Origin of the sequence: Sphingobium lactosutens, assembly GCF_013393185.1 — a bacterium.
Lineage (GTDB): Bacteria > Pseudomonadota > Alphaproteobacteria > Sphingomonadales > Sphingomonadaceae > Sphingobium > Sphingobium lactosutens_A.
The window spans coordinates 159,084-181,014 of the sequence record NZ_QJQX01000085.1 but is presented as its reverse complement, the minus strand read 5'-3'; the positions used below and the strand labels follow the sequence as shown (position 1 = coordinate 181,014).

General features: G+C 59.4%; 13 protein-coding genes and 2 pseudogenes. 4 read left to right on the top strand and 11 right to left on the bottom strand.

What is annotated here, in order from left to right; all coding sequences use genetic code 11:
* The first annotated feature begins 22 nt into the window (after nucleotides 1–22).
* Nucleotides 23–1,038 (top strand): annotated as a pseudogene (locus tag DM806_RS26895) (IS110 family transposase).
* A gap of 231 nt (nucleotides 1,039–1,269) precedes the next feature.
* Here DM806_RS26895 and DM806_RS26890 read toward each other — a convergent pair.
* From DM806_RS26890 to DM806_RS26875, 4 genes and pseudogenes are all read right to left on the bottom strand, one after another.
* Nucleotides 1,270–1,390: pseudogene (locus tag DM806_RS26890) on the bottom strand (IS3 family transposase); the annotation flags it as partial.
* A 262-nt stretch (nucleotides 1,391–1,652) separates the two neighbouring features.
* Nucleotides 1,653–3,245: an isocitrate lyase gene (locus DM806_RS26885; protein WP_179046200.1), complete on the bottom strand. Its 1,593-nt coding sequence runs from the start codon at nucleotides 3,243–3,245 to the stop codon at nucleotides 1,653–1,655.
* A gap of 95 nt (nucleotides 3,246–3,340) precedes the next feature.
* Nucleotides 3,341–5,470 (bottom strand): malate synthase G, encoded by a 2,130-nt coding sequence (locus tag DM806_RS26880; RefSeq protein WP_179046218.1) that lies wholly within the window; start codon nucleotides 5,468–5,470, stop codon nucleotides 3,341–3,343.
* A 23-nt stretch (nucleotides 5,471–5,493) separates the two neighbouring features.
* Nucleotides 5,494–5,661 carry a hypothetical protein gene (locus DM806_RS26875; RefSeq protein ID WP_256869532.1) on the bottom strand — a complete coding sequence of 56 codons (168 nt, stop codon included), beginning with the start codon at nucleotides 5,659–5,661 and terminating at the stop codon, nucleotides 5,494–5,496.
* Between the two features lie 457 nt (nucleotides 5,662–6,118).
* Here DM806_RS26875 and DM806_RS26870 point away from each other — a divergent pair, with 457 nt between their 5' ends.
* The gene (locus tag DM806_RS26870; protein ID WP_179046198.1) at nucleotides 6,119–7,090 is read left to right on the top strand and encodes an MBL fold metallo-hydrolase; all 972 of its coding nucleotides are present in this window, start codon (nucleotides 6,119–6,121) and stop codon (nucleotides 7,088–7,090) included.
* Between the two features lie 333 nt (nucleotides 7,091–7,423).
* Here DM806_RS26870 and DM806_RS26865 read toward each other — a convergent pair whose 3' ends face one another.
* Nucleotides 7,424–8,716 carry a tyrosine-type recombinase/integrase gene (locus DM806_RS26865; protein WP_256869531.1) on the bottom strand — a complete coding sequence of 431 codons (1,293 nt, stop codon included), beginning with the start codon at nucleotides 8,714–8,716 and terminating at the stop codon, nucleotides 7,424–7,426.
* 262 nt (nucleotides 8,717–8,978) lie between these two features.
* Between DM806_RS26865 and DM806_RS26860 the strand changes: the two genes are divergently transcribed.
* Entirely contained in the window at nucleotides 8,979–10,175 is a 1,197-nt protein-coding gene (locus DM806_RS26860; protein WP_179046197.1) for a hypothetical protein, read from the top strand.
* A 291-nt stretch (nucleotides 10,176–10,466) separates the two neighbouring features.
* On the opposite strand, the gene DM806_RS26855 is transcribed toward DM806_RS26860, so the two are convergent.
* The 3 genes from DM806_RS26855 to DM806_RS26845 are packed head-to-tail and all read right to left on the bottom strand — an operon-like array spanning nucleotide 10,467 to nucleotide 14,010.
* Nucleotides 10,467–11,771 carry a TniQ family protein gene (locus DM806_RS26855; protein ID WP_179046196.1) on the bottom strand — a complete coding sequence of 435 codons (1,305 nt, stop codon included), beginning with the start codon at nucleotides 11,769–11,771 and terminating at the stop codon, nucleotides 10,467–10,469.
* Nucleotides 11,768–12,610, bottom strand: coding sequence for a TniB family NTP-binding protein (locus DM806_RS26850; RefSeq protein WP_179046195.1), 843 nt, complete (start codon nucleotides 12,608–12,610; stop codon nucleotides 11,768–11,770). The genes DM806_RS26855 and DM806_RS26850 overlap by 4 nt, the downstream gene beginning before the upstream one ends.
* Nucleotides 12,607–14,010: a Mu transposase C-terminal domain-containing protein gene (locus DM806_RS26845; RefSeq protein WP_256869530.1), complete on the bottom strand. Its 1,404-nt coding sequence runs from the start codon at nucleotides 14,008–14,010 to the stop codon at nucleotides 12,607–12,609. The genes DM806_RS26850 and DM806_RS26845 overlap by 4 nt, the downstream gene beginning before the upstream one ends.
* A gap of 497 nt (nucleotides 14,011–14,507) precedes the next feature.
* Between DM806_RS26845 and DM806_RS26840 the strand changes: the two genes are divergently transcribed.
* Nucleotides 14,508–15,230, top strand: coding sequence for a hypothetical protein (locus DM806_RS26840; protein ID WP_179046193.1), 723 nt, complete (start codon nucleotides 14,508–14,510; stop codon nucleotides 15,228–15,230).
* 2,769 nt (nucleotides 15,231–17,999) lie between these two features.
* Here DM806_RS26840 and DM806_RS26835 read toward each other — a convergent pair.
* From DM806_RS26835 to DM806_RS26825, 3 genes are all read right to left on the bottom strand, one after another.
* Nucleotides 18,000–19,124 (bottom strand): replication initiator protein A, encoded by a 1,125-nt coding sequence (locus DM806_RS26835; protein WP_179046216.1) that lies wholly within the window; start codon nucleotides 19,122–19,124, stop codon nucleotides 18,000–18,002.
* A 74-nt stretch (nucleotides 19,125–19,198) separates the two neighbouring features.
* On the bottom strand, nucleotides 19,199–20,269 hold the full coding sequence (locus DM806_RS26830) for a ParB/RepB/Spo0J family partition protein (protein ID WP_179046192.1): 1,071 nt from the start codon (nucleotides 20,267–20,269) through the stop codon (nucleotides 19,199–19,201).
* Nucleotides 20,266–21,462, bottom strand: a complete 1,197-nt coding sequence (locus tag DM806_RS26825; RefSeq protein WP_179046191.1) for an AAA family ATPase — start codon at nucleotides 21,460–21,462, stop codon at nucleotides 20,266–20,268. Before DM806_RS26825 ends, DM806_RS26830 begins: the two co-directional genes overlap by 4 nt.
* Nucleotides 21,463–21,931 lie beyond the last annotated feature (469 nt).

Genomic DNA, 21,931 nt, shown 5'->3' with positions numbered 1-21,931 from the left:
CGAACTTGGAAGGAGAGAAGCGATGACCATAGATGTCCTCGGTATCGACCTGGCGAAGAACGTATTTCAACTCCATGGCGCGGATCGCAAAGGCAATGCGATTTTCAAACGCAGGGTCATGCGCGATCAGTTGCTGGCTGTGCTTGCCGGCATCGAACCGTGTACGATCGCGATCGAGGCCTGCACGGGCGCCTTCTGCTGGGCGCGCCAGTTTGAAGCCCTTGGCCACAAGGTGAAGATCGTCAGCCCGCAATATGTGAAACCGTTCGTGCGCAGGCAGAAGAACGACGGCAACGATGCCGAGGCGATCTGCACGGCCGTGCGCCAACCCCACATTCCGCTGGTGCCCAAGAAGAGCGTAGAGCAGCAGGATGTGCAGGCGTTGCACCGCGCCCGCCAGCGGCTTGTCAATCATCGAACCGCCCTGGTCAGTCAGATGCGCGGACTATTGCCTGATCGCGGTATCGCCTTTGCCAAATCGATCACCAGAGCGAGACGCATGATCCCGGAAATTCTCGCGCGTGCCGAATCTGGTCTGTCGGCTATGGCTCACGAAACCATTGCCGAACTCTGGGATTTTTCTGTGATCTCGATTGTCGCATCGCGCATTTCGACAAGAAAATCGAAGCCGTCTTCAAAGCGAGCGAGCCCTGTCAGCGCGTCGCCAGGATCAAAGGCGTTGGGCCCAAAACAGCGACAGCCATTGTTGCAGCGGTCGGCGATGGTTCGGACTTCAGGAATGGGCGCCACATGGCGGCCTGGCTTGGATTGGTACCGCGCCAGTTTTCGAGCGGTGACAAGGCCGTGCTTATGGGCATCTCCAAACGAGGAAGCCAGCATCTGCGCAGCCTATTGGTTCACGGCGCACGTGCCGTCGTGAGAACGGCACCCAACAAAAATGATCCTATGAGTCAATGGGCCAACCAGCTTCGGGAACGGCGCGGCTTCAACCGCGCAACGGTTGCCATCGCCAACAAGAACGCACGGATAATCTGGGCCGTGCTTCGAACGGGCGATCACTACCGCGCCGCCGCCTGAAGACACCAACCAGTTTGCGAGTAGACGGAGAAATGGACTGCACTGATCGAGCCGACGCGCGACGAACCTGACTATTATCGAGGCTCTTGAGGCCTACCAGCTGTAGAGGTGCGCGTGTGCGGATTTCCCATTTGGGCGCTCTGGCCAACCAGCTGACGCCGGATAGATGTTTGCAACTGATCCACGCAGAACGTTTCAATGCCGCTTGCAAAGGGAGAGCCGTCCATAGAGATAATATGTCTGCTCGCTGACCGCGATCCGCCGGCATGCCTCGGAATTCGAGGCCCCCTGCGCCAGCACGATCTCAACTTCACGCAACTTGCCGATCCGGCTTGTGCTTCTTGCTTGGCATTCAATGTCCCCTTCGTGGTCCAGACTATCATAGTCTCTGGGCTACTCAGCGGGGGGCAGATCAATGATCCTGCGCAAAAGTCAGTTTTTGGAAGGTATGTCGGTAGTATCGGCTGCGGTCTAATCTCAGTCCGATGACTGCACGCATGGAAACCTGCATTGTGCGAAAAAATGGCGACTGAGGGTAACGCCCCAGCCGCCAAGTTCCTTCCTCCAACCTGCAGAGAGGCGAAGCTCTGGCAGACAGGCCTGATTAGCTGCCGTCAGGCAGCAAACTGATTCATAGTATTGTGGATGCCGCCTGCCTTTAGCGCGGCTTCTCCTGCGAAATATTCCTTATGATCGTCACCAATGTCAGAACCAGACATGTTCTGATGCTTGACGCAGGCGATGCCCTGGCGAATTTCCTTGCGCTGGACGCCCTCGACATAGCCCAGCATACCAGCATCACCAAAATATTCCTTAGCCAGGTTATCCGTGCTGAGCGCCGCCGTATGGTAGGTCGGCAGGGTGATGAGGTGATGGAAGATACCTGCTCGAGCTGCAGCATCTTTCTGGAAGGTGCGGATCTTCTCATCAGCTTCACGGCCGAGATCGGTGGCATCATAATCGGCGCTCATCAGCTTGGCCCGATCATAGGCGCTGACATCCTTCCCTTCGGCCTGCCAGGAATCGAACACCTGCTGACGGACATTGAGTGTCCAGTTGAAGCTGGGCGAATTATTGTAGACGAGCTTCGCGTTGGGAATGACCTCCCGGATGCGATCGACCATGCCCGCAATCTGCTCGACGTGCGGCTTTTCGGTTTCGATCCAGAGCAGGTCGGCCCCATTCTGGAGCGAGGTGATGCAGTCAAGGACGACGCGGTCCTCTCCCGTCCCGGCGCGGAACTGGAACAGGTTGGACGGCAGCCTCTTGGGGCGCAACAGCTTGCCGCCGCGAGCCAGGACGACATCGCCCTGCAGACTGGCAATGTCTGTCACCTCTTCGACATCCAGGAAGCTGTTATATTGATCCCCAAGGTCGCCCGGTTCACGGCTGAAGGCGATCTGCTTGGTTAGGCCAGCGCCCAGGGAGTCCGTGCGTGCAACAATGATGCCATCGTCGATACCAAGCTCCAAGAAGGCGTAGCGGACCGCGCGAATCTTGGCGAGGAAGTCTTCGTGCGGCACGGTGACCTTGCCATCCTGGTGACCGCACTGTTTCTCGTCCGAGACCTGGTTCTCGATCTGAATGCAGCAGGCACCCGCCTCAATAAACTTTTTGGCGAGCAGGTAAGTCGCTTCGGCGTTGCCGAAGCCCGCATCGATGTCAGCGATGATCGGGACAATGTGCGTCTCGTAGCTGTCAATGTCCTGTTGTATCTTCTGCGCCTTGACTTCGTCGCCTGCTTCCTTTGCAGCATCGAGATCGCGGAACAGCATGCCCAGCTCACGGGCGTCAGCTTGCTTGAGGAAGGTATAGAGTTCCTCGATCAGTGCCGAAACGCTGGTCTTTTCATGCATGGACTGGTCAGGCAGTGGGCCGAACTCGCTGCGAAGCGCGGCGACCATCCATCCCGAGAGATAGAGATATTTGCCCTTGGTCGTGCCGAAGTGCTTCTTGATGCTGATAAGCTTCTGCTGACCGATAAAGCCATGCCAGCAGCCAAGCGACTGGGTGTAGTTGGCCTGATCTGCGTCATAGGCGGCCATGTCCTGGCGCATGATCTTGGCCGTATAGCGGGCGATATCAAGGCCCGTGTTGAACCGGTTCTGAAGACGCATGCGGACGACGGATTCAGCGTCGATCCCGTTCCAGCTCGCGTTTGTTTTGATGAGATCACTGGTTGAGGTGATCTGCGTCTGATAGCTCATTCTTCGCACTCCCTTTTCATTTCTCGAGGGCACAAAGGCCCAGCGGCGGAAGCGCCCTGCCCCGCCCTATCCTGATCACCGCTATGATCGGCTGCCTATGCGACAGCCACGGCTGCCTGGCCGACGTTCAGCTGCGCTTTGAGCTGCTGCCGGAACTTGTGTAGCAACGGCTCGGTATAGCCATTGGGCTGCTCCACGCCCTCGAACACAAGCGCGAGCGCCGCCTTGAAGGCGATGCTCCGATCGAAGTTCGGAGCCATCGGACGGTATAGTGGATCGCCGGCATTCTGCTCATCTACCTTTAGAGCCATGCACTCGAACGCTGCCCGAACATCTTCTGCCGTGACAACGCCATGCAACAACCAGTTTGCGATATGCTGCGAAGAGATGCGCAAAGTGGCGCGATCTTCCATCAGGCCCACATCATGAATGTCTGGCACCTTCGAACAGCCCACGCCCTGATCGATCCAGCGTACCACATAGCCCAGTATGCCCTGGGCGTTATTATCGAGCTCAGCCCTTAGCTCATCGGTCGTCCAGCTGCGGTCAGTCGCGAGCGGCAAACTCAGCAGCGCCTCAAGCGGCGGCGGCGTCTCCCGTGCAATTTCCTGCTGGCGAGCGAACACATCAACCTCATGATAATGCATCGCGTGCAAAATTGCCGCGGTGGGGCTTGGCACCCAAGCCGTGTTCGCCCCGCTTCGGGGGTGCGCAATTTTCTGCTCGATCATGTCCGCCATCTTGTCCGGCGCAGCCCACATGCCCTTGCCGATCTGCGCTTTGCCTGACAGGCCGCAGGCAAGACCGATGCGGACATTGCGGTCTTCATAAGCCTGTATCCACTGGCTGGTCTTCATGTCAGCCTTGCGGATCATTGCGCCGGCCTGCATCGATGTGTGGATCTCGTCGCCCGTCCGGTCGAGGAAGCCAGTGTTGATGAAGGCGATCCGGTCCTTGACCGCCTCAATGCAGGCCTCAAGGTTCGCTGAGGTCCGCCGTTCCTCGTCCATCACGCCGACCTTAATCGTGTGGCGGTCAAAGCCAAGCAGGTCCTCTACCGCATCGAACAGGTCGTTGGTGAAGGCCGCCTCTTCTGGCCCATGCATTTTGGGTTTGACGATGTAGATGGACCCCTCGCGGCTGTTGCGGAAGCGTCCCAGCCCCTTCACGTCGATGGCTGCGATCAGGCTGGTGACGATGGCATCCATAATGCCTTCTGGCGCTTCTGTGCCGTCAGGTAGCAGGATCGCCGGGTTCGTCATCAGATGCCCGACATTGCGAACAAACAACAAGCTTCTGCCCGGCAAGGTGATCGTGCTGCCATCGGCCGCCTGATAGACGCGGTCCTCGTTCAGGCTGCGGGTCATCGATGCACCGTTCTTCTCGAAGGTGTCGGTGAGGTCACCGCGCATCAACCCTAGCCAATTGGCATAAACCTTGACCTTGTCGTCAGCATCCACTGCAGCAACAGAGTCTTCCAGGTCGCAGATCGTGGTCAGCGCCGCTTCCAAACGGATGTCGGCAATGCCCGATGGGTCGTCACGGCCAATCGGATGGCCATGATCGATGACGATCTCAATGTGCAGGCCGTTGTGACGGAACAGGCGAGCGGCCGCGCTCTTGCCAATATATTGCGCCGGATCAACAAGCGGCAGATCGTCCGAAAGTTCACCAAGGTCCGTCCAACTACGGCCAGCAAGCGGCAGCGCTTGATCGAGAAATGCCTTGGCGCACTCGATCACCTGAGCGCCACGTGCCCGATCATAGCCACTGCCGGCAGGTGATCCCATAATCGCATCCGTGCCATAGAGCGCGTCGTACAGGCTCCCCCAGCGCGCATTGGCTGCATTCAACAGGAACCGCGCGTTGAGGATCGGAACGACCAACTGCGGACCGGCCATGCTGGCGATTTCCGCGTCCACCCTTGTAGTTCCTGCTTGAAACGGTGCCGGTTCCGACGTCAGATAGCCAATGTCACGCAGCATCGCTTGATAAGACGCGGGATCAACATCTGCTCCGGCCTGCGCCTTGTACCAGCTATCGATCTGGGCTTGGAGCTCATCCCGCTTCGCCAGCAGCGCCCGGTTGCTGGGCGTCATGCGCTCGAAGATTGCGCTCACGCTATGCCAGAACGTCTCTGGCGCGATGCCAACATCTGGCAGGACATCCTGCTCGAGAAATGCTGCCAGCGATGAGGCAACCAACAGGTTGTGACGTTCGATCATCAGCTTCACACCAACTGTCTAGATCAGCCGCGGATTGGCGCGACGCGGCCGAGCCGGTGATAAAGGTTGGCATATTTGATCGACTCCGGACGATCCTTCACTTCGCTCAGATGATGACCGACAGCCTCGCGAAGCAACGTGAAATCCTCAGTCGAGAAGACTGCGCGGGCGCGCGGCGTTTCCGTGTTCATACTGATCTCCATCGTTCGTCCGGCGGCGTGGCAAACCGCTACGGCGGCATGTGCTTGAACGCGCTCAGTTAGGGAAGAACGAGGATGGAAGCAAAGTCACAGTTCACACATCATACTTTGTAAATTTGTGACATCTTCTCACGAGTTTGTTGTTGCCGCCAGACTTACGAAGAACTTCGCTTTCGGGCGCATATCGACCAGCGGCTCGAAATTGGTCGCACCGGGGAAGACCGAATCCCATACTCAACTCGCACCTGCCAAGATCGGCAACAACAAAGGAACTGACAAGGCTCTCGCCCTTGCCCCAGCGAGAGAGATCTACTGCTTTGCTTTTGTCAAACTTTGCCGTGGTAGGTACTGGTGCGCGCGCTGGCAGCCTGCTCCTCCCTTCCACAAATGAATTCTGGCTTGTCGCGAGATCCGCGCGTGGGTGAAATGGAAAACGATGGGGAATGCAATGAACTCAAAGATTACGTACCCGGAGATCGAGCCACCAGAGATCGGTAGCGGCAGCGCTGCAAAAATTGCGGAGGGAGTCTTCTGGATGCGTATGCCCATGGGCGGCCGCATTGAGGCGATCAATCTCTGGGCGCTGGCCGACAATGATGGCTGGACGATCATCGATACGGGCCTGCGCACGACTGAAACTGCCGCGGCCTGGCATCAGGCATTTGCCTCCACTTTGGCCAATCAGCCCATACAACGCATCATCGTCACCCACCTTCACCCCGATCACAGCGGGATGGCAGGTTGGCTCGCGCAGAAACATGCGGCTCCACTATGGATGACACGATTAGAATATCTGACTCTCCGTGTTCTCGCCTCCTATACCGGCCAAGAGGCGCCAGCAGAAGCGATTCAATTTTATAAAGCCGCTGGATGGGGAGAAATTGAGCTCGATCACTATCGGGCGCGCTTTGGTGACTTCGGCAAAATGCTCTACCCCTTGCCCGACAATTTTCGCGCGCTGGAAGACGGGCAACGGCTGAAAATTGGTGATCGTGAATGGATGATAGTCGTCGGCAAAGGTCATTCACCTGAGCATGCGATGCTCTATTGCGCTGATCTCGACCTGCTGATCTCGGGAGATCAGGTGTTACCTGAAATCTCATCCAACGTTTCGGTGCAACCATTGGAACCCGAAGCTGATCCTCTCAGCGATTGGCTTGTGACCCTTGGGAAGATCCGGCAGACAGTTCCGAACGATGTCCTTGTCCTTCCCGCTCACGGCAAGCCCTTCCGCGGGCTACATGAAAGAATCGGAGCGCTGATCCAGGGGCATGAAGACGGTCTTGCAAGATTGCTCGCACTTCTTGGCTCTCCCAAACGAGCCATCGACATTTTTCCTGCGCTGTTCAAACGCCAGATCAGTCTAAGTCTGCTGGGGCTTGCTACAGGTGAAAGCCTTGCTCACCTGGCTTGCCTTTGAACCAGGGGCCTCGTGGCAGAGGAAGTCGATGCGGCGGGTGTCAGATGGTGGCGTGCCATCGCATGATAGCTCCATAGGTTGGGTAGATTGCTGCGAAATGACGCATGAAGATGATGGCTTGGGCACTCGAGGAAAGGGCCAGGCCTTCGGGCGGCGGCGGTGCAACAATGAGGAACAGGTTTTCCCGAACATATTAGGGCGCGGACTCATTGCGTGTTGCATCACAGGCGTATGCAGACGAGTTTGATCGCCGCAAGTGTGACCGGACAAAGAAGACTGCATCCGGCCCCGTTTCCCCGTTTTGCCGGACGGACAGAGATCGCTGCAGCGGCCTCACTTTCTGACGCCCTTCAACATGCGCGCCGCCGCGTTGGAGGAAGGCGCCAGCTTGCGGCCATAGCGTAGAGCAGTCGCGGTAGAGGTCCAGCGCAACGCCTGCGCAATCGGCCCCGCGTCCTCGCCATTGGCGAACAGGTCCTGGGTCAGCCCGACCCGCAGCGAATGCGTGCTCAGGGCATTGATCGCCTCGGCCAGATCGGCTCCCATGAGATCGACCAGGCCCTGATCGGCGGCTGCGAGCGCCGTCCGCTTGATGATCAGACGCACAGCGGCGGGTGTCAGTGCGTCTTCCCCAATTTTGTATGTCGCGGTGGCAGCGCGCGCGGGCCGCGCGACCATGCGGTCGCGATCGACCTGGGCATGATAGGCCAGATCGCTGATGGTACGTTCGCGCCGGGCTTCGCTTGGCTTTGTCCTGGTCACCGCCACCCTGCGGAACAGGACGCCCGCGCGTATGGAGGCTGCCTCCCGCCACAAAGCCACACGCCGCATCGTATCGGGCGAGAGCCACACCAAGGCCCCTTTCCCGTCCTGGTCGGTTTTCGAGCGTGCCAGCTCGAGCAGAGCTGAGCCGTCCTCTTGCCCTTCAATCTGTTCGAGCGCGACCGCCGCCAGCTCTGACACCCGCAGCCCCGCATCATAGCCCAGCGACAAAAGCGCCGCATCGCGCAGACCCGCAACATCGCCCCCACAGGCATCGAGCAGGACCGACAGCGTGAACCCCTTGACGGCCTCTGGCCCGACTCCGTCGCCGAACCGCAAGGGGCCGGCCTGGCGCTGCCTGACCCCGGCCCGGCGCCGCAGGCCGCGCAGCGCATCGCGGACCACGCCGGCACCGACGAGATTGGGAACACCCAGAAGGTGATGGGCCACCGCCAGCGAAGACAGGCGCCGGGACACGGTGGCCGGCTTGAACTTACGCGTCTCGCAATAGTCGACATAGGCCACGAGCCGAGCTTCGCTGGCGGGCAAACCGATCCCGCCCTGCCCTGCCGAAAAGCGCGCGTAGCAATCCAGGTCGACCGCGAGCGCCTTGATGCTGGCGGGCGCCCGCGCCTCAAGACTCTTCCTGAAGTTGAGTTCGACCAGGCCAGCGCCTTCACCCGTCAGTTCCTGGAGCAAGGCGACGAGCTGGGCTTCGCGATTCTGCGCCGAGCCGGAACGCCGACGGGGCAGTTTGGTCTCGCCCGGCGGCAGGATCGTCACGATCTCCGCGGCAACCGCCGCCTTCGGTTGTGCCAGGCGCGGCGCCGGCGCAGACATCGGCAAATTTGATTTCTTGCTCATGGGCCAACCCGGCCTGACGCTGCGGGACAGCCTGCGGCAGGCCAGTCCGGCGTTATTGGCGAGAATCCACTGTTATTGGGAAAAAAATAGCGCGGAAAACGGGCAGGAAGTGCGGAGTCCGGTGTTATTCTCCCAACAGGCATGGACGGGATTATAGCGGCGAAAATGTGGCTGTCACTATCGATAACACCTCATTATCGTTAGCTCGAAAAAAGGCTGATCAAGGCTGGTGCAGTTAAGTCGATTTAACTAGACTTGGTGGATGGCAGACCCCTCGCCCCCCTTCCATCCGCTCCAGTCAGACGAGGATGCGCCCCTCGACGCGCTCATGGCGGCGCGGGTGCAGGCCACGCTTGCCTGGGGCCAACTACAAGGCAAATTATCACATGTGCCTCGCCAAGTGGCCCATCATTTTTGCGCCGCGCTCGTCCGCCTCATGCTCATCGAGGCCCTCGCCCAGTCTGGCTTTTCCGGCGCCGAGGGCTGGTTTTCCGCGTGGTTTTCCGGCCTCGCCCCCGTGCCTGACGTCACGACCCAGATCACCGCCCCGGCAGCGTTGGTCGCCGACACGCTGCTGTCTGAGCTATCCCTGTCCACCTGGGAACCGCTGGGGCAAGCGACCGCGCAGATCCGCGCCGCGGCGCGCTTCGATCAGGACAGGCACCATGCTGAGCCTGAAATCCCGCCGGCGTTCGCCGTCGAGGAAGCCACCAGGCTGTCCGAGTCCCTCGCATTGGGTCCCGAGGAAAATTGGCCGCTCGCCGCGCTGGATCGCCTGCACGACGCTGCCGCAGGCTCGCCGCATTTCGCGCCCGTCGAGCGGAACCGCCAGTTGCTCGCCCTGCCATCCGGGCCGATGGTCTTCGAGCAGGCAAGGTCCGCCATGCCGCTATGGGCGCTCGATCTTGTCGCCGGTCGTCTGATCGCGCAAAGCAACTCGGGCTCCCCTCCCCTCCCCTTACCCGGCACCGTGCGGGCCGAAGCGCTCCGGCCCGAATTGTGGCCGCGCGAGCGTGCCATTCTGGTGGCTGAGGCCGCCGGAAATGCCGCGCGCCGTGTGAGCGAACAACTGGATGCGGCCTATGCGCGGGTGCAGGCTATGCAGGCGGCCATTTCCCGCCTGCGCTCGACGTCGCGCGCGCCGCATCTGTACCGGCTGCTCGCCGGCTTTGGCCCGCTGCGCCCGCTGCAGATCGAGCAGGCCCTGGGCGTATCGAAAAACGGCGCGCGCGATCTTGTGGCAGCGCTCGTCAAAGCGGGCTTGGCCGAAACAACCGCTCCCCGACATCAGGCGGTCATTCGCGCCCTGCCGCCCCCACGCGCTTATAATGTCCCGGCAGCAGAGGACGACGTCAGTGCCGACAGCCCTTATGCCGAACATGACGCGATCATGGCCGATATCGACCGCCTGCTCGCCCGCGCGAATGCCTCCTGTCGAGGAAATGATCTGGACGAGTGAGCCGGCTGCAAAACTCCAGGGCGAATGGAAATTTTCGCCTTGGATCCGCTGTTCAAGCAGCGTTGCAGGCCGCTCAGTCGGCAGATTTCAGGCAAATAATTGATTTTGAACCATAAAATAAAAGTGCCCGCAAAGGCCCCTTAGAGCGCGAAAACGAGGCTCGGATAGGCCAAGGGTGCTCGGAGACCTTCAACACGCCCTACGAGGCTCTGAGGGCAAAATTGAGCCAAATGCCCTGTGGCCGGCATGTGTCGGCCGATTTTTGCATCGTGCGGCAGCGCAAGCTCCGTGTCATGCGCCCTTAAACGTCAATCCTGTCAGAAACGCCGCCGCTTTCATCTGGATCGGCGCGAGGCACTGTGTCCCCTCCAAGGCGTCGAAGCCGACGGGAAGACTTGGCAGATGGAGCAGGACGCGAAAGTCTGGATCGGCGAAGCACGCGGCGAGCCGCGCCCGCAAGCGATGGACATCCTCGTGGCAATCGTCCCAGCGATCGCCATCGCAACGCGCGACAGGATCAGTACCGTCCGCCAACCCGGCTTCCTGCAGATAGACCAGCGCCTCCTGGAAGCCCCGCAAACAGGTCTGCGCGGAAATCTCACCACCAGCCATCTCGGCGGCGCGGCGGAGACTCACCTCGTGCGCCAGCGCCGCACGGCCCTTTCGCCACACACCCTGCCAATGCACAAAGCTGTAGTTCTCCTTGGCCCGCTCCAGTCGCTTGCAGACCTTGCCCAGTTCCCGGCGCTTGCGCTCAAGCTGCCGCAGGCCGATCCTCGCGATCGTCTTCGCGAGGTCCGGGAGTTTGGGGCCAGACGCGCCCCGCGCCCTGCCCGTTGGCGCGCCGCGTCCGGGCCGCGTCGTGAAGCCGAAAATCTGCTCCCATTGGCCGGCTTGGAGTCCGTCTTTACTGTGGAGGGCCGCCAAGAGCAGATGACGGGCAGGTGCGATATGGAAGCGGTTGCCGACCAGCGCCGCCCGATAGCGTGCCGGCATAGCCCCGAAACTGGGGTCACTCCCGCGAACATGGGCGCGCGCAATGGTCCCATTCCAGGCGAGGCGGGTTTTGACCAAGGTAAAGCGGGCCATTTGCGCCCGGGTCCGATCCACATTCTCCTCAAGCAGCTGCCGCGCCGCGTTGCCATGCCCCCGGACCATGATCCCCCGCAGATCGGTCAGCAACAAGGCATGGGTTTCGCAACAGGCGGTCACGCGCAAAATCCAGCTCCGCTCGATCCGCCATGGCTCGGCGGACGCCAACCAATCGCGCCAGCACTGGGCGCAGCCGATCGAACGCAGCGCCAAAGGCAACAGATCGGTCTTCGGGCAGCCCACGAACGTCCCGGAAATCGCCTTCTCCGATACCATCGTCGCCCAAGCCAACCGCTCAACCATGGCGTGACGCGGTTCCGCCGCGCCAGCGGCTGAGGATGCCAGATCGCGATCGGCCAGCGCCGCGTCGATCCCGAGATGGCGAAACAGCGCCTTGGGGGTGGTGTCATGACACTCGGCCAAGCGCCGCAGCCAGGATTCGAAACATTCTTCGGGCAGCGGCTTCACCCGAAACGCCAAGGGTTCGATGTCCCGGCCGCTCATTCCGGGCTGTAGGGCATGAAGAGCTGCAACGCCTGGCTGATGTCGTCCTGCGTCACCAGCGCACGGTCATGCCGCTTCGCGACCTTTCCTGACCAGCGCAGGATCCGCTTGAAATTCCCGGTCACCCCGCCGCTTTCCCGCCAAATGCGCTCGGCAAAGGTGGGGTCGGCCAGATGGTCGGGATCTTCCATCCCCATGCCGCGCGCTAGCGCCCTGATCAGGCGCTGCGAGGGTTCGCCTGGCTCCCATAACGGCAATTTGAGCATGATCGAACGGTGGGCCAGCTCGACATCGTCAGCAAAGATCTGCCGGGCGACTTCGAGGCCCGCCACGACAAGGGGCACATTGCCCGCGCTCATCAGGAAACGGAACGCATCGAGGGTGTCGCGCCGCGCGGCGCCGCTGGCCGTCAGCATCACGTGGACATTATCGATTGCGACCAGCCTCGTACCCTGTGCGGCCAGGAGATCGATCACCTTTAAATCCGCGGTTTTGTGCGTGTTCGTGCGGATCGGCCAGCCCTGTTTCCAGAGCAAGGCGAGGTTGATCTTGAGCGAGGTCGGACTCGAGGGAATGACCGTCCGCAACACTGGTTGATAACGCGCCTCGCCCCAATGGGCAGGCTCGGGAAAGGCCTCGGTCAGGCGCCGCTGGGCTTCGCGCAAGATCGAGGTCTTCCCCATGCCGGACTGGCCGGTGAGCACGATGCAGGTCGGGCGTTCCTCGGGGTCGTCATGGGCGACTTCGACAATCGTCTCCACAGCGTTGTGGGCTTCTTCGAAATCGATCCAGAATGGGGATGCGGGCGCCAAGGAAGGCGGTGGTGCAGCCACGCTCATGTCCGCTCCTGCAACCAGTCATCCTCGCCCAGGTCCGCGACCGGTTTCCAGTCAACCGGCGGCCGTTCGGGCTTTCGGGCAACGCGCAGGTCCGCCAGTGTCGTCCCCTCCCCTTCCCGGCGCTTGGCCTGGCGCCTCGCCTCCTTCGTGCGGGCGCGCGCGTCGTGGATTTCCTGGTTGGCGGCAGCAACCGCCCGTGCGGTCACGGCGCGACCGCCATCGGCCTGATAGGCCCTGCCCAAGGCCCTGACCCTCGCTCTGCCGGCTTCCCAGTCCGCCTCCCAAACGTCTGGATACTGGCCGATGACCGGCAGTTCCACATAGCTGCCGTCCAGGTCGGCATAGACATGCTGGATCGTCCGCTCATCCCAACTGATCTCGACCTTTTGGCCGATTCGGGCGGCGAGCGCCTGATGCCAGTAATGCCGATATTTGATCCGAACGCCCTTGGCATGGACCGTCAAGGACGTCGACGGCAGGAACTGGCGGAAGAGCTGCTCCGCATCGACCGACAGGGGCAGCAGCCGGCCGCGTCTGGCCGCTTCCCGCTCCCACATCTGAGCGGGGCAGAGGCCGCCCAGCGCGCTGTGCGGCGTGTGATGATAGATCGCGATCTGGCACAGGAGCCATCGCTCGAATTCAGCCAGCGTCATCGCTGCTTCCGCTTCGGCATCGTACCCATCGCGCGCCGAGACGTTCGATCCCGTCGCACCGGGCAAAAGTCTCAGTTTTCCGACCATTGTGCCGATCAGCCGCTCGATATGCCCGCCCAGATGGGCAGGCCCAGGCTTGCGGACATCGGGGTCTATCCCGTTGCGCACACAGGCCCGCCTGAAGCCCTCCGACCGATGCGGTTTAGCCTGGTCCGCATGCAAGCGGCTGAACAGGCCATACATTGGGTAGCTGACGTCCACTCCCAGATGATTGAGGATCGGCTCCTTGGGCAACATGGCACTCGCAACCGCCCGCCCGCACCGGAATATCGAAGGGTCGCCGAAGCTGACATAGTAGCCGAGGATCGATCGGGTCCAGATTTCGATGAGGAATGTGATCCAAGGTCTTCCGAGCTGTTCCCGCCTCAGGCTATCGACCAGGATGACATCGTCTCTGGTATGATCCATCTGAACCAGGTCGAGAAATCCGTCGCTGCAATATTCGCCGGGGTGTGGCTCATGGGCACTTCTGGTCTTTGATCCCATCGTGGCTTTGGCCCAGACGCGGCTCGGAAGTTCGCACAGCAGCCGTTCGATCGTTTTCTCGCTTGGGATCAGATCGGCGGAAAACCCGTGATTTCCATTATCCGCGTGCAACAGGCCCCATATCTGCCGCGCCGCTTCCGCCCGCGACGTCGACACCATCTTGAGCGCAATTTCCTCGATCAACGTCTCGATCGCAGCCATCACCTCCGGATCAATCCGGTGCGATCCGACAGTGGGTCCCCGCGGTTTTGGAGCAAGCGTCTCCGCGACCGGATGCGCCCTAAATCGCGCAGCCAATGTCCGTATCTGCCGCTCTTTCAAGCCTGTTGCCTCGGCAATCGCCGCGACCTGAGCTGCCGTCACCGGGCCGGAAAGGGAGATATGTTGCCGGAAGTGCGGGTATAGCGCCAAACCCGCCTCGAGCGATTTGAGACTTCGTCGGGGCGCGGGAGACGGCTTGCGCTCAATCATGGATGGACTCCACAACGATTTCTGCGTCGATGAAAATGTAGCTTACTTTGTCGAGCACCGCGACGGACAAATCGCGCGAGACAGAATTGCTTGCAGTATCGTCGCTATAACCTTTTGATTTGACGATGAAACAGCAAAATGCAGTCTACTTTGTCCGCTGACAGCAGCTGATCGGCGCGGAATGCGCGGCCGACCGCAACGCCTTCCTGACGCTGCTCGAGCGCGCCTTGCCGGACCGCACACATCCCCTCGCCCAAGCGATCGGCGAAGTGCGCCGGCTCGCCATTCGCCCCCTCGCCAGCGAAGCCGCCGCAGCGGCCGAGATTGTCGCAACAAGCGCAGGCACGCTCGATGCCGTGCTCGCCGCCCTCACCGATCCAGCGCTGCCTTCGGCCCCGCTCGAACGACTGCTCGCGCTCATCGATCGGTTTCGCACGTCAACCGCGATCGACGATGACCCGCTCTCAGCCACCGCTCTCACCCCTTGCTGGGCGGTGAACCTCGCTGCCGCAGCAAACGGCCAGGCTTTTCATCTCAGCGCGATCCCCCTCCCCTGCCCCGGCATCGTTCAGCGCCGCTTGTTCCGCGCCGACCGCTCGCTCGAAGACCGCCGGTCCGACGCAGCCGAGATCCTGCGCGAGGCGCTCCACGACACCGCCTGCGATATCGCCCGCCTGCCCCGCGCCGCCGAGCTTTTCGCGCGAGAATTTCCCGATCAGCGATCGAACTCGCGGCTCTTGCCGAGCTGGCTGCTGCTGTTTGCGCTGGGTGCCCTCACCCCGGCCCAGCTCGCCCGCGCCCTCCCCGCAACCAAGGCCGGTGCCGCCAAGCTGCTGCGTCAATTGGAAGCAAACCATATGGCCAACTGCCCGGCTCCCTTTGCACCCTTCAGCACAACAGTCACCCTGCCGGTCGCATTTCCTGAGCTGTGGGAGGCCGAGCCGCGCTGAGGCCGCCTGCTTGGCGGCGGCGGCGTGGCCCGAAGGCGTCTCCCAAGACCCTCAACATAACTTTCGCTCAGCCCGCTTGCCGTCGCAACATTAGTCACCTCCGGCGCTGAGCCAGGACGGTCATTGGAGGAGGCCGCCGGGAGTCATGGCGGCTGCCCATTGTCAGAAAGCGAAAGCGCCCTCGTCCGTGCGACTAGCGGTCGATCTCTCCCTCCCTGCTCATGCGCGAGCTTAGGCGGGTGCTCTGCGAACAGCAGAGAGCCGCTGTATCCTCCGTAATTCGAAAGGCAGATGATAGCTCGAATTTCTGCCCAAAAACTGGTCTCGCGCGCTCGGACGAGCCGCTTTTCCATAAGTCATTGTTTTTATTGCCGAAGCAAAAGTGCCCGCAAACGGGCCTTAGAGCGCCAAAAGAGGCTTCGGATAGGGTAAGGGTGCCAAGGAGCTCCGAGAGCGCCCTACGGGGCTCTGAGGGCGAATTTCAGCAATTTCCCTCGGAGGCGCACCTACAGCGCGCGGATCCAGCTGCAAAGTCTCTTTGTCAGGCACGGTAACGCGACTTGCTTCGACAAAATCCCAGCAGAGCAGAGGCGTTTGCTGACCCCAGTCTGGCATCATTTGACAAGCCTTCAACATGGAATTGCAAAGGCGGAGTAGATGGGTTTGAGAAACCCGCCGCCGCTTGAGCCTAGTGCTTTTATCCAGCTGGTTGTCGCATTCGTATTCGATCGCGTGATGCCGTCGCTTTTGCAATGGGCGCGTCCAAGCTGTCCGCGGTGTCCCGACTGCCTGAACAGATCAGCCGCCAGCTCGAAGCTTAGCACCCACTGAGTGCAAACGCTACCTGAGCCCCCTTCCGTTCATACAAAGCCGTGGGCAACCTAACACAACATGCGCTTGTGCTTAATCTTGCTGCCGCCCTCGTGCTAGCGCCAAGCAAGCTGGGCTCCCCTCCCCGCTCCACTGCCCTGCGGCTGAGGCGGATCGATCGAAGTGTTGCCGACGGCGGCCGTCCTGTCGTCCTAAGACAGCCACTTCAACTACACTCACCGGTGAACCTAGAATTTTCTGTCCAACTCCACGCCACCGTGTAGTACGCCCGAGCAACGGACACGTCTTTACCGTCGTCCGGCATTCCTCCTCTGCCCCGGCCTAGTGCTGCACGAACGCTACAGAAGTCTTGCACGCGGCGCTGCACAGAGCGCCTGCGACATGGCGCATCCGCAGGTCAGGAGAAACCATCCCGAAGCCGCGATCAATGCCTATGCAGACGATGCACGAATGCCATGTATTACGTAACGCAGTGCGCGATGGAAAGGGATCAGGAGATTCTCTCTAAAGACGCGCGCACGGCAAAATTGATTGCCCCGCGTGGAGGAACGAAACGCCCTCGTTTTTGAATTGCATCCCCCCTCGTCAGCGGTGCTTCGGCGCTTCTAGAAAGCTCGGGCTTCGGCCTCACTCTCTGTTCGGGAAAAATTGTCTAAATATCCTCCCCGATTGCAATTGGTCCGCCGGCGTCATTAAAATCATAATACATCAATCAAGAAGAGGCGCCGCAGGCGCTCGTTTACTCCTTTAAGGAATCTATAGAAGGTTAAAGGAGATTGGTTGTTCCGCGAATCGTGGGTTTCTCGCGAGTCGGGTTAGGTAGGCCGTTCCTCAAATCCCGTTGCTCCGTTCCTATTGTCCCGAACGCAGTGTTCCTGATGCACCGTGATTCTGTTCTTAATGTACCGGAGGGTTGTTCCTGAAGTCCCGTGTCACGCCTGCAGACATGGACTGATTTCCTCCGGTAAAACGCGTTTTACCTAGCCGCTAATCGGCAGAAAACCGCCGTTTTTGTGGTCGTGAGGTGCTTCGGCTTTTTAAAATAGCGATTGTCGACGCCCCTCTGGTGGGGAAGGTGTCTGCGGTCTGAGGGGAGCTCGTGATCTTGCCGCACGGGATATTAGGAACGGCCAACATGACAGGCCGCTGAAGCTAAATAGCCATCTCAGCGTCTAAGGTTGTTCATCGCAGTCTCTGTCCGCCGGATGCACGGGATTATAGGAACGGCAGCCGTCCCCTCCCCTGCCTGTCCCAGTATCAATTTTATCGGAGATCTGCAGAGTCGCGGTACTTCGGGAACGGGGTAAGTCGATCAAATTGGTCACCGCGCCTACTCAAATTCGACAACTATGATCCGGGCAGCTGTGAGCTCCACATGATAGGAGCTTCAAGAAGGAACATGAGTCGATTAAGCAGCTAAGATGGCCGTGGATGTTCCCAAAATACCGGGCACGCAGTCTATCTCATGTATCCTGGCAGCGCGCCAGCGGATGAGCGGGAAGATATGTACCACCTGAGCGCTCGTGCTTTCAGGATATTTCGAGACGCCCAATGAGGTGCGGATGCATTATCTGAGCTGCCGCGTGTCTCGTGACGGGCAGCCACTAGAATGACGCGGCGCTGAACCGAGATAGTCTGCCTTATCAATTCTCTTCAGGAAGGAGATCGGCATAGCTTCGGATCCGTCGTGCTGCCATCAGGCAAGCGGGACTAAGAAGCTGCACTGCTGCACGTCCCGGAGCTTTAGATAACTGGCGAGTGGCTATCTTCAGTTGTACGGAAGGGAGGCCCCTCAAAGCGCCTAGGCAAACCTATATGCTGTACGAGTCCACTGTTCGGGACTTTGGGAACGCCACTAGCAGGGGCGTGCGCTTGCTGGTGCGGGTGCTGTCAGCATGGGGAAGGGGGGGCAGCCCATCGATACCACTCAATTTAGCCTCAGCTAGCGGGCCGCTGCTTAGAGCAAAATGTTGCAAATATTTGGGTGATGTTTGGCGCATCAAAGGCGATTTCACGGGTCTGTAAAAAATTGCGGAACTCAACCGCAACGGCCGAATGGTCACGTTGAGGACTGGGAAGATTTGCGCGCGCAATGGCGCCAAATGCCCCAAAAGAAATTGGGCCCTCGGCGGGAAAGCTGATCGGGTTTTTATCAGACGCCCGCGTTTGACTCTCTTTTGGGGTTGAAGGCTTTTGAAGCGACGCGGAGGGTAGGGGGGCCTCTTGACGTTCCGCATCGCGTCTCGTCATCCTCAGCATTGGCTCAGTGCCCTGTCTCTGGATCAGCTCGAGCGAGTACCCCGGCAATCCGTTCTCTCGCACGATCTTTGCCATCTCAAACTTGAAGCGTCTGTAGTCGCCCTCCGCACCCGACTTTTCGTATAGTGTCGGCATTGCAATCGAAAACCCGTCCGAACCTGCGCCCCCGGCGTGCTTACGGGCAACACGGTAAAGCCAGCGTTCGCGCCCTCCCGTTAATGAGAAATACGCCGGGTCAATGGCAAGAACTCCTCCTTCCATAAGGACGCCATCATAAAACCATTTCGCAAGCGTAATCCGCATCCCACGAACTTGACCGTTGCGGTCCTTGAGCTGGCTGTGGCTGTCGATCCACGAAAACGTCGTTTCAACTGCATCGCCCGAGCGGATATTCGTCTTCACGGTAGTCGATTGGAGACGGTCAAGTGCATTGCCGAGCAATTCATACGCTCGGCCGCCTACGTCGCGCTTCAGAGTTGATAGCATATCATATGGAACGACATGCAATGTCTGGGGGATATCGTTTTTGCCCTGACGTTTGTACTCAATGAGAACCGACGCGCAGTAAATCAGAATGTCGAGGTCGTAGATAGTAGCCAGCCCGTACTCAGAGTTGGCGCTCACATGGACCGTCACCTTGCGATCGGGACTGACATAGTCGATTGGTTTTAGACGTTTGCGTTTGGACAGAGAAAAAAAGGGCCGCTCCATCGTTTCCCGCTGGTCGCGTAAGGGGAGGGCGGTGAGCTGCGGAAGGAACAGGTCAACCTGAGTATCGTCGCGCGCATCCTTTTTTGAGGCCATGGTCATTCCACTGCTCGACAAGTAAAACCTGTTTTACTCGCTGTTAAACACCTGAATTTAAACGATAATGGCGGTCATCGTTTGGCGAATTTCGCCGCTTCGATCACTGGACGAAGCGCTGCGAGAATCTCCTCAACGTTCATCGACCGCTTCGGATTGATGTTGATCGTCATTCCCTTGGCTTTGGTGTCAGAGACAATGAGGCCAATCTCCTCACCGTCTGGGGAGTTGACCCTTGCTTTCGCGCGAGACGACGGCCGTTCCGCTCTCTTCGGGCTCGCGGTGACAAGACGTTGGTAGACTTGCGGCCCCTCGATGGGCTCCTGACCTGAAGCTCTACGAGATGCCTGCTCCTGGGCGAGCTCCCGTGCAGCAATCAAGATTGCCTCTTGGAGATCCGGCTGTTTGAGAAGAGGGGATAGCTTCATCCCGTGACGAACCTTTAGGTCGGACGGATCAGCAAAAGCGCGAACCACCTCGGGGGGCAACTCGGCGAGCTGAAGCAAGTTGTGCAGGTTCTGCTTTCCGATCGCCAGGCGGGCTGCCATGTGACTACGGACCCCGTTATAATAAGCATCGACGGCATGGAGATAGTTACGAGCTCTCTCCAAATCGGTTACATCCTGGCGCTCGCGATTTTCGATATCGGCGAGGCGAAATGCGCCTTCGTCATCCAATGTTTCTATACGTGCGACGAGGTCAATCTCAGCGTGATTATTTTCGCGCAGCCAAGAAACCGAAAAATGACGTCGAGTACCAACAATTAGCTCGTATGGTTTCTCCGCATCAGGCGTCCTACGTACTACGACCGGCTCACGGTTGCCGTTTTCTTCCTTAATGGAGTTTATCAAGGAGGCGCAGCGCTCGTATGTAAGATTGGCGTATTCCCGTGCGTTGCCCGGCCAGACGCTGCACTCATCTGGACGAAGCTTGATGGTAAGCCGCTTCACCGTTCGAGCAATTTCGTCGAACGCGACGCCACGGCGCTCGAGGAATGCAGGGGGCGATGGTTCCCTACGAGCCCCCGCCTGCTCTTCCTCTAGCATAGCCGCGCCCACTGCGGGCTCAGACAGGGCCTGCGGAGTCGCAAGGCTGTCGATCGCATTGGTTAGGAGGCTACGACGGCGTGCCGGTCCGCTGCTCATGCTGCCTCCGTCAAGCGATCAGTGCCGAGTTGCGTGAGTCGTGACGGCCACTGCTTGCAGATGTCCTTCTCAAGTTCTCGGAACACCAAGTTTAAATTGTCCCGGCACCGAGTATATGTCTGATGTGATCCATATGGCTTATTAATTTCGTAAATGGAGGACATTGCGATACCTGCATTCTTTATTTCTTCAGATAGCAGGATAGGGGTGGAAAGCATTTGTCCAGCATAGGTCTTTTCCATAACCTGAAGCATTTGGGCTTCGTTGGTGCGGTTCGGCTGAAACATCGTACAAACGACTCGAATGAAGCCATAGTCAACGGTTGCATCGAATTTTGAAACCAGACTCATCGCTTCGCGGCAGGTCTGCATGAAGTGTATCGTCGAAAGATAGTCTAGTTGGCGCGCGGGAACTGGTATGAGGAGGCCGTCGGCCGCACTTAAAGTGTTGACTCCCAAAAAACCCATGGCCGGAGGTGGATCGAGGATAATGACGTCATAATCATAGCGAACTTCCTCAAGTCCAATGCGCAGCATGCGAAATGCGCCGGCAATTGCTTGAGGACCTTCTTCAATCGTCGCCGTCAATTCCCACTCAGTGTCCTGAAGGCCAAGGTTGGCGGGACAGATGTCGATATTAGGCCAAGCAGTGGATCTGATTGTTTTACGAAATGAGTCGGCCTCGTCGATACGCGGTGACAGAAAATTGGAGAGCGTATGTGTCTCATCTACTAATCCCTCGAGATCCACATCGAACATTACGCTCATGGAAGCCTGAGGATCGCAGTCAACAACAAGAACACGATACCCACGGAGGGCTAAGTAATCTGCTAAATGCTTAGAGGTGGTTGACTTGCTAACGCCACCCTTGAAGTTTTGGACCGCAATCACAACGGCGCGCTCATCAGCAAGTTTGCCCATCTTGATGCCGAGAGTCTCACGAATGGCGATCAGGTCTTCCACCGTGTAGAAACGTCTGCCGTTGTTTGAGGTTTTTGGCGCGGGGAGGCGGCCGCGAGCTTCCGCTTTCGCCAGAGCTTCGGGCGTACGGCCAAGAAAATCAGCAGCTACGGTAGCGCCCATAGTTATGTTCAAGGTCTTCCGATCGGAAGGGTCTATGGCGGCCCGACGCAGAACGCTTTTGGCGTTCTCACATGAGCTGATCATGGTATCCAGAATCTGGCCCGATAGCATGGGCAGTACCCCCTCGCTTACACTTGATAGCCTGCGGTTCGTCAAAAAGCGTCGAAATTCACCTGCTATCCCGGACACATATACGTTAGAACGTGTCAGTTAGTCAAATCCTGCTGAAATGTCGCAATTATAGGGACAACCCGCGCAGGCGAGCGCGTGTCTAGGACAAACGATCGCGAGCGGGGCTAACAAGATTAGGTCAAGCCTATCGGCGAAGTCGTGCTTTTTACAGTCGCCGAGGAAGCTGCCCGTCAGAAGCAGATGCGCCGCATCTATTTGATGTCGGGGCCTGTTCCGGCCCCCTGGCGCAAGGACCTGGCCGTCTACGCCGCTGCGCGGCTCCGCTTGGTGATCGCGTCGGTTTCCCCGTCCTTCCTTCGCTTCGCTCTGTGCAGGGCAGGTGATTCCTGTTCCTATTACGCCGGGTCTCGCGGGTCGTTATGAGTCGTCCCCGCGGGCCGGTCCGTTG